Below are 13,175 nucleotides of genomic sequence, written 5' to 3' on the forward strand. Positions count from 1 at the left end.
AGTCTGAAGGGGATCATGCAGCCGGCGCCTGCTGGGCCGCGAGCATGTCCCATATGGGCTCGAGTGCCTCGCGCGCCTGCCTATAGGCTGGAAACGTCCGGTCGTAGACCGGCACCAGCGACGGGTCCGGTGCTGTACCCGCACCGAGCAAGGGCGTGACCCATTCGGCGATGCAGGCGTTCATGTCAGGGTAGACGCCGACGGCCACCGCCGCCATCATCGCCGCACCGGCAGCCCCGGCCTCCTCGCGCGCCGAGACGCGGACACTAGCGCCGGTAGCGGCAGCAAGCACGCCGCCCAGTGCCTTGGAACGGGCAGCACCGCCCGTCAGCCGCAACTCGCGCGGCAGTGCACCCATCGCCACGTAGCAATCGCGCGCTGCCATGCCGAGACCCTCGATAACGCTGCGCAGGAGATCGGGATAACGATGTCCGGCATTCAGCCCGATGAAACCGGCGCGTGCGCTAGCGTTGACGAACGGGCCTCTTTCCCCGGCTTCGGAAATGTAGGGGTGATAGAGAACGGCTCCCGGCCGGCTCGCCGCCATCCAGTTGTCGATGCGGGCGACCATCTCTGCGTGGGAAGGTGCAGTGCCGCCCTCGCCGATCAGGTCGGCGGCCACGTGCAGGATCCAGTCAAGGTTGAGCGTCGCTGCCATGTTGGTCTGCATCTGCGTCACCATGCCCGGCACCGGCAGCGCCATGATATAGCCCGTTCCTTCGGCATTCAGTTGCGCATCGGCTGTTTTGACCGGGCGCATGTGGACGCCGGTCGAGCCGATGACCGTGCAGGCGGCATAGAGGTCGCCGGTCCAGACGCCTGCACCCATGCCGGTCATCACCATGTCGACATAGCCGAGACTGACGGGCGTGCCCTGCCTAAGGCCGGTTGCGGCGGCGGCTGCTACCGTCAGCGGATGCGTCACCTCGGTCCCGTCGATGATTTCCGGCAGCAGATGCCGTCGCGATGAAAGCCCCAGCGCCGCGATTACCCCGTCATCGTAGGAGCGGCTTCGAAAATCGCCGAAGGTCCAGCAAGCTTCGGATGGGTCCGTGGCACGAACGCCGGTGAGATTGAGATAGAGCCAGTCCTTGCAATGCAGAGCCACTTCGGCGCGGTCGAGCAGCTCCGGCGCAGTGGCAGACATGTGAGCCATCTGTGCGCCCTGCTGGCAGGTGTTGAGGCCGGTTCCGGTGGTCTCGAAGCGCGTCCGCTCTCCGGATGCGCCGACCAGCTTTCTGACCGTCGGCGCGGCGCGCGCGTCGAGCCAGATCCAGGCGTCTCCGACCGGGGCATCGTCAGCGCCCACCAGCCAGGTGCCATCCCCCTGTGCCGTTACGGCGACTGCAGCAGTCCGCGCGGCAAGCTCCGGCACCTTTTCGCCAAGTCCCCGGAGTGCGGCGGCACATTCGTCCCAGGTCCGGGCAAGCGGTTGCGTCGCCGAACCGTCCTGTCCCGAATTATAGCGGTTTGCGACCGATGCCGAGGCAATCTGCCGTCCGGCAAGATCGAACGCCACGGCCTTGATCACCGAGGTGCCGGCATCGATGCCGACGAGGATGTCCTGTCCGGCATCAGCCATGGAATCTGGTTCCCGTTTCGGTACTGCTCGATATCATGCTGTTATCCATAGAACTCTCCCCCTCACCCGTCCCCTCAGGCCAGGTTATCTCGCAGCAGTGCTTGCGCCGTGCGTTCGTCAGTGATCAGTCCGCTCAGCAATCCGCTTTTCATCACCGCCGCGATCGCCCCGACCTTGTTCTTGCCGCCGGCAATCGCGACGATACGCCGGCCCTTCATGGCATCAAGACCCGGCGACAATGTTCGCGCCGACAGCGATGTCTCCAACGCCTTGCCAGTCTTGTCGAAGAAATGCCCGAGCACCTCGCCGACGCCGCCGAGTTCGCGGACTTCAGCGATCTCCGCCGCCTCGATCATATGCGACGCCACCAGCTGCGCGTCCGGCTCGACGGTGCCGATGCCGACGACCATCGGATCGGCGCCTGCCGCAAGTTCGAAAATCTCGCGCACGCCGCGTTGCGACAGGAGAACCTCGCGATCCTCCATGGTGTTGGCAAACAGCGGGATCGGCATGACGTAGGCAGCTGCCCCCGTCTTCTCGGTCAGGCGATGCATCACATCATGCGGGTTTGCCGCATAGTTTCGTGTCACCCCGCCGAGCAACGATACGAACCGTACCCGGCCGGCATCGAGGCGGGCCATTTCCTTCACGGCCGCCGCCAGCGTCCGGCCATGGCCGATGCCTATCACGCCGCCGTGGAAGTTCTCGATCTCGCGCTGCAGAAAGCCGGCCCCGGCCATGCCGAGTGCCTTGAGAGGCAACCCCTGTTCATGGAGATCAGGAACCACTTCCGCGTAGGTGAGGCCGTAGTCGCTCTCCAACCGGCGCTCGAGTGTCACGCATTCGGCGATGTCGCCTTCGATCGTCACCTTCACGGCACCGTTCTGGTTTGCGCGCGCGATCAGCCGATGTGCTTTAACACTGGTGATGCCGAGGCGGTTGGCGACTTCGGATTGCGTCAGGCCGGCAGCGTAATGAAGCCAGGCCGCGCGCACGGCGAGGCTGTCTTCATTGTCGCGCTTGTCGGCAAATCGCGCCATGTGCTTTCCGAAGCCTCTGGATTCAACTGAAATTATTGTCGGTCAATGTAATTTTTTGCACGTTTTTATAACATAAGTCAACATTATCACATGTCGTATTTGGGGGAATTTCGGATGGAGTGGGAGAGGTATTGCCCTTGCAGGTCTCCGTGACCTCAAGAGGCGGTCTGCAGACTTAAACAGGCCGCACTAACCCGAATTTGCCGAAAACTGCCGCAATATTGAGCATTTTAAGCTAGATATGGCCGCGAGTTGACGGTTTTTGCATACCGAATAGACTCAGGTATTGGACAATGCGGTTTAGGTCCGCTCTATCCGCGGTCTTCACTTCATGCTTTCATGTTGCTCTATCGGCCTCGGGCTTTGTTTTTTGTGCTCTGAAACAGCTCCGAGGTAATTGACAACATCCAGGGTATATCACATATTGAAAGTGGCTGATAACATAATTATACCACAGCCGGAACCGGCGGGTTGAGGAAACTCCGCTTCAAGTGACATTCATAATGCAGAGGGCTGTCCATTCGGAGCCTGACGCAATCCGCCGCTTGGAGGAGGGGCGACCATGCAAGTTTCAGCGCCTCACCCCGTTCGTCTTCATCGTTTCGCTGTCCCTGTCGCCATTGGCAGTGCGCTCTGGCGCGGCAGCCTCTCCCCTTCCCGCATCGTCAAGTCAAAGGTGGTCACACCATGAGCAATCTGGTCGGTACCTCGATACCCAATCCTCCCAAGCCCCGCCTCGGCCTGATCATCGGTTCCGTCGCCATTGTCGTGCTGGTCGCTGCCATGGCGTTCGATACCAAGGTTGTGAAGATCGGCTCCGAGGCGGGCGCGCAGCCCAATGCGTTCTCGCCCGAGACATTCGGTTCGACCGAGTTTCCGAAGATCCAGGCGGCGATCGAGAAGCGGGCAGTCAGCGCTGACACCCTGGCGACCGCAATTGCAGCGAACAAGGACGCGGCGGCCAAGCAGTATGGCGTGCCCGGTGGCGTAGGGCCGGAGATTTCAGTCAAATTCACCGGCGTCGTCGGTGCTGCCAAATCCGGCATCTATACGGTTGCGGTTCCCGGTGTTCCGAGCACGGTGACGATCCGTGTCCAGACTGGCCCGGCGATCAACGGCACCGACCTGCGCGATTCCACTGGTACCGTGACCTTCGACCAGTTTACCAACCAGATCGAGTACCAGAATGCCGGCTCGGCGCTGAACAAGGAAATGAAGGCGCAGGTGCTTTCCAAGATCGACGCAGCAAATCTTACCGGCAAAACCGTGTCGGTCGTCGGCGTCTTCCAGCTCATCAACCCTAATAGCTGGCTTGTCACGCCGGCCAAGCTGGATGTCCAATGAGCGCCGCACTCAAGCCCGCACCGCAGAACGGAGACATCGTTCTTTCGGCGCATAACGTCGCCAAGTCCTATGGTAACGTTCATGCCCTCAAGGGTGTAAACTTCGATATTCGTCGCGGCAAGGTGACGACGCTGTTCGGCGAAAACGGCGCCGGCAAGTCGACGCTGATGAAGATCCTGTCAGGCGTCGTGACGCCGACCTCCGGCGATATCGTGCTCGATGGCGAACGCGTGGTGTTCAATTCCTCGACCGATGCCCGCGACCGTGGCATCTCCATCATCCACCAGGAACTCAGCCTGGCGCCCAATCTGAGCATCCGCGACAATATCTTCATGGGTCGCGAGATCAGAGGCCCGATGGGTGTCGATTTCGCCGAGGAAGCCCGCCAGGTCAAGGCGCTGATGGCGGATCTCAACGAGGATATCGATCCGATGACCCGCGTCGAGGAGCTCAGGCTCGGGCAACAGCAGATCGTCGAGATCGCCCGTGCCCTTTCCGTCGATTCCCGCATCCTGATCATGGACGAGCCGACATCGGCGCTGAGCGCAACCGAGGTCGAAGTGCTGTTCAAGGTCATCCGCGATCTTACCAGCCGTGGCGTATCCATCGTCTACATTTCCCATCATCTCGAGGAAGCGCTGCAGATTACCGACTATGCCGTGGTGCTGCGCGATGGAGCGATGACGGCCAAGGCTGACGTCAAGGACATCGACCTCGAATGGATCGTCCGCAACATGGTCGGCGAAAACTTCGATCTCGGTTCGCCGCCATCGGGCTACGAGTTTGGCGATGTCGCGCTTTCGGTCAGCGGCGTTAGCGTCGCTGATGCCTCGGGTACCGGCTATTCCGTGGTCGACAACCTGTCGCTGGACGTGCGTGCCGGCGAGATCGTCTGCATCTACGGCCTGATGGGCGCCGGTCGTACCGAGTTGCTCGAATGCGTTGCAGGTCGCGTCCCGTCAACCGGCGGTAAGGTGATGCTCGAAGGCCAAGACGTGTCGAAGCTCAGCATCGCAGATCGCATCGGTCGCGGGTTGGCGCTCGTTCCCGAAGATCGCCAGCGGGACGGTCTCGTCCAGACGATGTCGGTCGGTACCAACCTGTCGCTCGCCAGCATCGGCACTTTCGTCAAGGGCATGCTGCTGTCGCACAGCCGCGAAAAGACGCTGATCGACGATTCCATCCGCAATGTCCACATCAAGACGGCAGGCGGCGGCGCGCCGATCGGCTCGTTGTCCGGCGGCAACCAGCAGAAGGTCGTCATCGGCAAAATTCTCGCCACCCATCCCCGCGTCATCCTCCTCGACGAGCCCAGCCGAGGCATCGACATCGGCGCCAAGGCCGAGGTCTTCAAGTTGCTCGCCGAACGGGCAGCGCAGGGTCTTGCAGTGGTGTTTTCGACCTCGGAAGTCTCGGAATGCCTGAGCATCGCCCACCGCATCATCGTGATGAGCAAGGGCAGGATCTCGGCGCAGTTCGGGTCCGACGCAACAAAAGAGCAGATCATGGCCGCCTCTGGCGAAGCGGTGATCGAACAATGACGAAGAAGAACGGAGCCATGACCATGAGCGAAGCTGGTCCATCCCGCGCAACCACCAAGCCAGGCCTCTTCAGCGGCGGCTTCGACCTTGGCCGCCTGCTGCTCGAGGGGCGCGCCTTCTTCGCGTTGATCCTCATCATCGTCGTCTTCTCGATGCTTTCGCCCTATTACTTCTCGACCGCCAACTTCCTGACGATGGCCTCGCACGTCGCCATCTTCGGCATTCTCGCGGTCGGCATGCTGCTGGTCATCCTGAACGGCGGCATCGATCTTTCGGTCGGGTCGACGCTCGGCCTGTCCGGTTGCATCGCCGGCTTCATGATGCAGGGCATCACGCTGAAGGTGTTCGGCGTCATCCTGTTTCCCCCGGTCTGGGTCGTCGCCGTGCTGGCCTGCTGCCTCGGCGCGCTCGTCGGGCTGGTCAACGGCGTGTTGATTGCCCGCTTCAAGGTTCCAGCCTTCGTCGCGACGCTCGGTGTCATGTACATGGTGCGCGGCGTGGCGTTGCTGATGACCAACGGCCTCACCTACAACAACCTCGGCGGCAAGCCCGAACTCGGCAACACCGGCTTCGATTGGCTCGGCTTCAACCGGTTGGCCGGCGTGCCACTCGGCGTCGTCGTGCTTGTCGTTATCGCGTTCCTCGTCAGTGTCATGCTCAATCGCTCCGCCTTCGGTCGCTGGCTTTATGCTTCCGGCGGCAACGAGCGGGCAGCCGAACTCTCCGGCGTTCCGGTCAAGCGTGTGCAGATCCTGGTCTACGTGCTTTCCGGCGTATGCGCCTCGATTGCCGGCCTGATCCTGTCCTCGCAGCTGACGTCGGCCGGGCCGACGGCCGGGACATCCTACGAATTGACTGCGATTGCTGCCGTCGTCATCGGCGGCGCGGCGCTCACCGGCGGACGCGGTAATATCCGTGGCACGCTGCTCGGCGCCTTCGTCATCGGCTTCCTGTCCGACGGTCTGGTGATCATCGGCATCTCGTCCTACTGGCAGACGGTTTTCACCGGCGCGGTCATCGTGCTCGCGGTGTTGCTCAATGCCATCCAGTATAGCCGCCGCGCCAAGAAACCCGTCTCGACGGGCGGCCAGACCACTTCTCCGCAACTGGGAGGTAAAGCGTGAAGGCTTGTTCCGCAGCCGAGAAGAATTCCGGGTAACCGGCACTACCATCAACCAAGGAGGAAAGTTTCCATGTTAAACAAGACAAGACTTCTCATGCTGTCGGCTGTCGTTCTCACCGGACCGCTTATGGCCGCATCGTCTACTTCGGCATTCGCCGACGGCCTGATCTCGATCATCGTCAACGACCCGGCCAACCCCTACTGGCTGACCGAAGGCAACGTTGCTGCGGCTGAAGCCAAGAAGCTCGGCTACACCTCGAATGTCGGCGCCCACAAGGGTGACACCAACACCGAGAGCAACCTGATCGATACCGCGATCACCAACAAGTCGGTCGCGATCATTCTCGATCCGGCCAATGCCAGCGGTTCCGTCGGTGCCGTCAAGAAGGCCGTTGCCGCCAACATTCCGGTGTTCCTGGTCAATGCTGAAATCAACCAGGCCGGTCTTGCCAAGGCACAGCTCGTGTCGAACAACGCCCAGGGCGCTGCCCTCGGTGCGCAGGAATGGATCAAGGCCGTTGGCGACAAGGGCAAATACGTCGAACTTCTCGGCGCGCCTTCCGACAACAACGCCGCGACCCGTTCCAACGGCTATGAAACGGTGCTGACGCAGTATCCCGATCTCGAAAAGGTCGGTTCCGACGTTGGCAACTGGGATCGTACCCAGGGTCACGACAAGATGCAGAACCTTCTGCAGGCCCATCCGGACATCACCGGCGTCATCAGCGGCAACGACGAAATGGCTCTCGGCGCGATCGCTGCGCTGAAGGAAGCCGGCAAGCTCAAGGGCATCAAGGTCGGCGGCTTCGACGGTTCGCCGGATGCTGTGGCTGCCATCAAGGCCGGAGAACTGCAGTACACCGTTCTGCAGCCTGTCGCCGTGTTCTCGGCAAAGGCTGTCGACCAGGCAGATTCGTTCCTGAAGACGGGCAAGACCGGTGTCGAAACCGAGAAGCAGCTCTTCGATTGCCTGATCATCAACAAGGACAACATCGCCAAGTACACGGCACCCTTCACCCTGTCCGAGTAATCCGACTTCGGGGGCGGCCTTCGGGCCGCCTCCTCTTCATGACCAAAGCCCGCGAATAGGTTGACTTGTCCACACCCTAGACCGTTGGCATGTCGGGTCGCGACGCATTACCGTTTGTGACGGCGTCCTGTTCGCGCCATAGATAGTGGGCCGGGCGGGACAACCGCCCAATTGAACTCGAGCATGCCGGCCCGAACGTGATGACAATGTCCTCGCATTTGCTGAAGACGACGGGTGCTGTACGTGCTGCCTCTGCGACGTTGCCCGTAGCCGCATCCGACGGCATGACAGGCCTGGGCCGGTGACCATGGCTGACCACGACGATACCGACGAAACGCCAGAAAATCCGCTGATGCAGGAGCAGGTTCCGAGCGACACGCGGCTGGCGCGCCAGCTGGCCCGCCGCCAGCAGATGACTGAGACCGTCATGGCCGAAGGCTCGGTACGCATCGAGGATCTGGCCGAGCGCTTTGGCATCAGCCTGATGACCGCCCACCGCGATCTCGACGAACTCGTCAGCCGTGGTATCCTGCGCAAGACGCGGGGCATCGCCTCGGCGGCGCCGACAAGCCTGATCGAATCCAGCGACGTCTACCGCTCCAGTCGCCAGTCGGTCGAAAAGCGTGCGCTGGCGCTAGCCGCCATGCGCTTCGTCGAGCCAGGACAGGCGATCTTCTTCGACGATTCCACGACTGTGCTGCAGATGGCGCAATTCCTGCCCTCTGCCGTGCCGCTTACCGTCATCACCAACTCGCTGACGTTGATGAACGATCTCAAGGGTATCCGCGACCTGACGTTGCTCGGTCTCGGCGGCCAGTACTACAACTGGTGCAATGCCTTCATGGGCCGCATGACGACCCATGAGATTTCGCAACTGCGGGCCGACACGCTGTTCATGTCGATGTCTGCCATCACCGACGATATCGTCTTTCACCAGTTTCTCGAGATGGTCGATACCAAGCGGGCGATGTTCGATTCCGCCTCCACCCGCATCCTTCTCGCCGACAATACCAAATTCGACCGGCGTGCCCTGCACGTGTTCTCGCCGCTTACCGATTTCGACATCGTTATCGTCGACGACGGTACGCCGCCGGTCCATATCGCCCGCATGCGCGATAAGGGCATCAATGTCGTGGTGGCTCCGACGCGCGGCTCAAGCCATGCATCCGCGCTGAAGCGATACGATCCCCAGGCCCGATAGCTTTCACTCACTTCGCTGGAACGAGGCGGCTCATGCACCTTTTCGACCTTCGCTAAATGTAACATCACTTGACGTGAACTTACCATTTTTATATGATCCAGTGATGTTGCAGCTGTGGTACGAGCGCTCGTCTTGACGCTCCCGCACCCGGTCGTAAAAGGGAGCGAAAACCATGCCCAGCTTGCTAGGGATCGACAACGGCCTGACTGTCACCAAGGCAGTCATCTTCGATATCGACGGAACGCAGCTTTCGGTGGCGCGACGCCGGGTGCCGCAGTCGATACCCCGCGCGCGCTTTGTCGAGCGCGATATGGCAGGCCTTTGGCAGGCGACAGCAGAGGCGATATCGGAGGCGATAGCCCTTTCCGGCCGGCCGTCCGGCGACATCAAGGCCGTTGCCGCGACTGCCCACGGCGACGGGATATATCTGCTCGACCACGACCGCCAGCCGCTCGGCCCCGGCATCCTTTCGCTCGATAGCCGCGCTGGAGGGATTGTCGACCTCTGGTCGGAAGGCTCGCTGTTCGACGAAGCGCTGACCCTGACCGGCCAGGTGCCGCATGCATCCGCGCCATCGGCCCTGCTTGCCTGGTTGAAGGAAAACGATCCTGAGCGGTTCGGCCGCATCGGTTACGTCCTCGCTTGCAAGGACTGGCTGCGCTTCTGCCTCTCCGGCACGATCGGCACGGACCGGACCGAAGCAAGCACATCCTTCACCGATGTCAGGACGCAAGCCTATTCGACCGAGGCCTTGCGCATCTACGGGCTGGAGCAGGTGGAAAGTGCCCTGCCGCCCATCGCAGATTCCAGTGATATCGTCGGCCATGTCACGGCCGGGGCCGCAGCTCTTACCGGGCTCGTCGAGGGCACACCCGTTGCCTGTGGCCTGCACGATGTCACTGCTTCGGCGCTCGGCATCGGCGGCCATGTCGAAGGCGTGATCAGCATCGTTGCCGGCACCTATTCGATCAACGAGGTCGTCTCGCCAGCGCCGCTCACCGATCCCCGCTGGTTCTGCCGCAACGCCATTGCGCCCGGCCAATGGAATGCCATGTCGATTTCTCCGGCCTCGACGGCCAACTACGACTGGTTTCTCGACACCTTCTGCCGGAAGGAGCAGGACGCCGCAGCCGCTGAGGGTGGCTCAATTCATGCGCTGCTGGCAACCGAGATCGACGCGGCGCTGCAGCGGCCCTCGACGATCCTCTTCCACCCCTACCTGTTCGGTTCGCCCTACGGCAATCTTGCCAGCGGCAGCTTCCTCGGCCTGCACGGCTGGCACGACCGGGGCGACATGCTGAAGGCGGTGCTGGAAGGGATCGCCTTCAATCACCGTACTCACGTGGATGCCCTCCGCGACGGCTTCCCCTTCGGCCAGGTGCGGCTGACTGGAGGCGCCTCCCGCAACCCGGCGTTCGCCCAGATGTTTGCCGATATCCTGAACCTGCCGGTGACCGTCACCTCGACGGACGAGCCGGCGGCCTTCGGCGCCGCGCTCTGTGCCGGCACGGCCATCGGCGTCTACGCCTCGCCGCAGCAACCGCATCTGACCGTCGGCGCCACCAGCCGGACCTATCAGCCGGATGCCGCCCGCAGCGCCGTGTTCAACGAGCGCTTTGCCCTTTACTCACGCCTTGCCGAAGCCCTGAAATCGGAATGGCCGGCTATCGAGCGGCTGGGCATGCCGACGGAGACCGTCGCGTGATCAAGGCCGACGAGCGGCGCGAGGAAATTGCAAACTATGTCATCAAGTGCGGGCAGGTCCGCATCGATGATCTCGTGACGCATTTCGGCGTGTCGCGGATGACCATTCACCGCCATATCGAGCAGCTGGCCCAGCAGGGCGTGCTGCGAAAGCTGCATGGGGCTGTCACCGTGCAGCCCTCCGGCATCTATGAGAGCACGTTCCGCTACCGCATGACGGTCGGGCGTGCCGAGAAGGATGCACTGGCCCGCGCCGCGCTGGACTATGTCGAGGCCGGACAGGTGGTGATGCTCGACGATTCCACCACGGCCAGCGCCGTGGCGCCGCTGCTGGCCGAGATCAAGCCGTTGACGGTCATCACCAACAGCGTGTCGACCGCCGAGATGCTGATCCATGTCGAGGACATGGATTTCATCTCCCTCGGCGGCCAGTATCACCGCACCTACAACGCCTTCATAGGTCTCGTCACCGAGAATGCGATCTCGCGGCTGCGCGCCGACATCCTGATTTGCTCCACCTCGGCTATCACCGGCACCACCGGGTTCATCCAGGACCAGCAGGTCGTGCGGGTCAAGCAGGCGATGATGGCAGCTTCCCGCCGTAGGCTGCTGCTCGTCGACCATGGCAAATTCGACAGGATGGCCCTGCACGTGTTTGACGAGCTGACGGTCTTCGACGCCGTGCTGGTTACCGACGGCATCGCCGATGCAACAGCGCAAAAGCTTGAACAGGCCGGTGTACGGCTTAAAATCGTAAGGATGGCATCATGACTCCCCCGGAAACAGCATCGGTCGACTTCGCCAGCCGCCTTGCGACGATGACCGCCGATGGTAGTGTCGATGTCGTCATCCTTGGGGCCGGCATCAACGGCGCCGGTCTCTTCCGCGATCTCTGCGCCCAGGGTATCAGCTGCCTGATCGTCGAAAAGACAGATTTCGGCGCAGGCACCAGCGCAGCACCCTCCAGGCTCATCCATGGCGGGCTCAAATATCTCGAAACCGGCGAATTCGGCCTGGTGGCGCAATCGACTCTCGAGCGCAATCTGCTTTTGAAGAACGCTCCCCATTGCGTCACCGCGCTGCCGACGATCATTCCGATCTTCTCCTGGACCAAGGGCATCTTCGCCGCATTGCGTACCCTGTTCGGCTCAACCAGCGCACCCCGCAGCCGAGGCGCGATCCTCATCAAGATCGGCCTTTCCATCTACGACTACTACGGCTCGCGCGACCGGGTCATGCCGCGCCACAAGCTCATCGGCCGAAAGCAGGCCCTGCGCGACATCCCGGCTATGACCAAGTCAATCGTCGCCACCGGCACTTACTACGACGCCAAGATCAGCCACCCGGAACGGCTGGTGCTGGAGCTGGTGACCGATGGCCTCGAGGCCAATCCGCGTTCCGCCATGGCGAACTACACGACGCTGACATCCGCCAAAGACGGTGTTTTGACCTTCCAGCCGGAGAACGGCCCAGCCTTTTCCGTTCGGCCGAAGCTCGTCGTCAATGCCGCCGGGCCGTGGATCGACCATGTCAACGCCGCCCTCGGCGCGCCGTCGAAGATGATCGGCGGCACCAAGGGCTCGCATATCCTGTTGAAGCACGACGAATTGCTGAAGGCGCTGAACGGCCGGATGATCTATTTCGAGGCCGATGACGGGCGCATCTGCCTCGTCTACGACTATCTCGGACTTGCGCTGGTCGGCTCGACCGATATCCCGGCAGACAACCCGGACAGCGTCGTCTCCGATCCGCAGGAAATCGACTATATGATAAACAGCCTCCGGGGCCTGCTGCCGGGCATGACCTTCGATCACAGCCAGATCGTCTACGCCTATAGCGGCATCCGCCCGCTGCCGGCCTCGAACGCATCCATCCCCGGTCTGATCAGCCGCGACCATTCCGCACCTGTCGCCGAACCCGATACGGGCCGCCCCTTCCCGATCATCTCGCTGATAGGCGGCAAATGGACGACCTTTCGCGGCTTTGCCGAAGAGGTGACCGACACCATCCTCAAGCGCATGGGCGCCAGCCGCAAGACCACGACGCGCGCCATGCCGATAGGCGGCGGCAAGGACTTTCCGACCACCGCCACGGCTCGTGCCGAATGGTTGAAGCGGGAAAGCGCCGAGACCGGCCTCGACATCCCCCGCCTCGACCAGCTCCTGACGCGCTACGGCACCAAGGCCAGGGAGATCGCCCGCCACCGCGGCAAGTGGACGGACCGCGACCGCTTGCCGGATTCAACGGATCACAGCCTCGCGGAAATCGACTACATCCTCCAGAACGAGGGCGTAGAGCACCTCTCAGACATCGTCATGCGCCGCACCACGCTCGCCATCACCGGATCGCTGACGCTCAACGACCTGCAACGGATCGCAGCTGACGTAGCCGTCATGCGCGGCTGGGATGAGACACGGGTATCAGCCGAGATTGAGGCGGTAACGACACAGCTCGCCAAGAGGAACCATATGCGGGTTAAGTGAAGTTGGTGGCGCGTCAGTGTCGGATATTTTGCTACATCATAAGAGAGATCGATGCTTTTTGCTTGCTGATTGGTTGATTGGCGGGATGCAATGCAGACCTAAAAGTGCCGACTTCCCTCTACCGGGT

The 13,175-nt window shown here is 62.0% G+C and carries 10 protein-coding genes; 8 read left to right on the forward strand and 2 right to left on the reverse strand.

Features of this window, described 5'->3' with window-relative positions:
• Nucleotides 1–13: 13 nt before the first annotated feature.
• Both PR017_RS26070 and PR017_RS26075 read right to left on the reverse strand, forming a co-directional pair.
• Nucleotides 14–1,582 carry an FGGY-family carbohydrate kinase gene (locus PR017_RS26070; protein WP_111221002.1) on the reverse strand — a complete coding sequence of 523 codons (1,569 nt, stop codon included), beginning with the start codon at nt 1,580–1,582 and terminating at the stop codon, nt 14–16.
• 74 nt (nt 1,583–1,656) lie between these two features.
• Complete coding sequence (locus PR017_RS26075) at nt 1,657–2,622, reverse strand: sugar-binding transcriptional regulator (RefSeq protein WP_111221003.1); 966 nt, start codon at nt 2,620–2,622, stop codon at nt 1,657–1,659.
• Nucleotides 2,623–3,309: 687 nt separating this feature from the next.
• On the opposite strand from PR017_RS26075, the gene PR017_RS26080 reads away from it, so the two are divergent.
• The 8 genes from PR017_RS26080 to PR017_RS26115 all read left to right on the forward strand — a co-directional run bounded on the left by PR017_RS26080 (nt 3,310) and on the right by PR017_RS26115 (nt 13,048).
• Nucleotides 3,310–3,966 carry a DUF2291 family protein gene (locus tag PR017_RS26080; protein ID WP_111221004.1) on the forward strand — a complete coding sequence of 219 codons (657 nt, stop codon included), beginning with the start codon at nt 3,310–3,312 and terminating at the stop codon, nt 3,964–3,966.
• Nucleotides 3,963–5,507: a sugar ABC transporter ATP-binding protein gene (locus PR017_RS26085; protein ID WP_111221005.1), complete on the forward strand. Its 1,545-nt coding sequence runs from the start codon at nt 3,963–3,965 to the stop codon at nt 5,505–5,507. Before PR017_RS26080 ends, PR017_RS26085 begins: the two co-directional genes overlap by 4 nt.
• Nucleotides 5,508–5,530: 23 nt before the next feature.
• Nucleotides 5,531–6,631: an ABC transporter permease gene (locus PR017_RS26090; RefSeq protein ID WP_111221226.1), complete on the forward strand. Its 1,101-nt coding sequence runs from the start codon at nt 5,531–5,533 to the stop codon at nt 6,629–6,631.
• Between the two features lie 69 nt (nt 6,632–6,700).
• Nucleotides 6,701–7,660: a D-ribose ABC transporter substrate-binding protein gene (locus PR017_RS26095; RefSeq protein ID WP_111221006.1), complete on the forward strand. Its 960-nt coding sequence runs from the start codon at nt 6,701–6,703 to the stop codon at nt 7,658–7,660.
• 307 nt (nt 7,661–7,967) lie between these two features.
• Entirely contained in the window at nt 7,968–8,861 is an 894-nt protein-coding gene (locus PR017_RS26100; RefSeq protein ID WP_111221007.1) for a DeoR/GlpR family DNA-binding transcription regulator, read from the forward strand.
• Between the two features lie 172 nt (nt 8,862–9,033).
• Nucleotides 9,034–10,566, forward strand: a complete 1,533-nt coding sequence (locus tag PR017_RS26105) for an FGGY-family carbohydrate kinase (protein WP_111221008.1) — start codon at nt 9,034–9,036, stop codon at nt 10,564–10,566.
• Nucleotides 10,563–11,336, forward strand: a complete 774-nt coding sequence (locus tag PR017_RS26110; protein ID WP_111221227.1) for a DeoR/GlpR family DNA-binding transcription regulator — start codon at nt 10,563–10,565, stop codon at nt 11,334–11,336. The genes PR017_RS26105 and PR017_RS26110 overlap by 4 nt, the downstream gene beginning before the upstream one ends.
• Nucleotides 11,333–13,048, forward strand: a complete 1,716-nt coding sequence (locus PR017_RS26115; RefSeq protein WP_111221009.1) for a glycerol-3-phosphate dehydrogenase/oxidase — start codon at nt 11,333–11,335, stop codon at nt 13,046–13,048. Before PR017_RS26110 ends, PR017_RS26115 begins: the two co-directional genes overlap by 4 nt.
• Nucleotides 13,049–13,175 lie beyond the last annotated feature (127 nt).

The organism is Rhizobium tumorigenes, from assembly GCF_003240565.2.
Classification (GTDB): domain Bacteria; phylum Pseudomonadota; class Alphaproteobacteria; order Rhizobiales; family Rhizobiaceae; genus Rhizobium; species Rhizobium tumorigenes.

Excerpts from the sequence above, each read along its gene's own strand:
- PR017_RS26075 (WP_111221003.1), bottom strand. The coding sequence starts at position 2,622 with ATGGCGCGATTTGCCGACAAGCGCGACAATGAAGACAGCCTCGCCGTG.
- PR017_RS26115 (WP_111221009.1), top strand. The coding sequence starts at position 11,333 with ATGACTCCCCCGGAAACAGCATCGGTCGACTTCGCCAGCCGCCTTGCG.
- PR017_RS26085 (WP_111221005.1), top strand. The coding sequence starts at position 3,963 with ATGAGCGCCGCACTCAAGCCCGCACCGCAGAACGGAGACATCGTTCTT.
- PR017_RS26070 (WP_111221002.1), bottom strand. The coding sequence starts at position 1,582 with ATGGCTGATGCCGGACAGGACATCCTCGTCGGCATCGATGCCGGCACC.
- PR017_RS26090 (WP_111221226.1), top strand. The coding sequence starts at position 5,531 with ATGAGCGAAGCTGGTCCATCCCGCGCAACCACCAAGCCAGGCCTCTTC.
- PR017_RS26105 (WP_111221008.1), top strand. The coding sequence starts at position 9,034 with ATGCCCAGCTTGCTAGGGATCGACAACGGCCTGACTGTCACCAAGGCA.
- PR017_RS26080 (WP_111221004.1), top strand. The coding sequence starts at position 3,310 with ATGAGCAATCTGGTCGGTACCTCGATACCCAATCCTCCCAAGCCCCGC.
- PR017_RS26100 (WP_111221007.1), top strand. The coding sequence starts at position 7,968 with ATGGCTGACCACGACGATACCGACGAAACGCCAGAAAATCCGCTGATG.
- PR017_RS26095 (WP_111221006.1), top strand. The coding sequence starts at position 6,701 with ATGTTAAACAAGACAAGACTTCTCATGCTGTCGGCTGTCGTTCTCACC.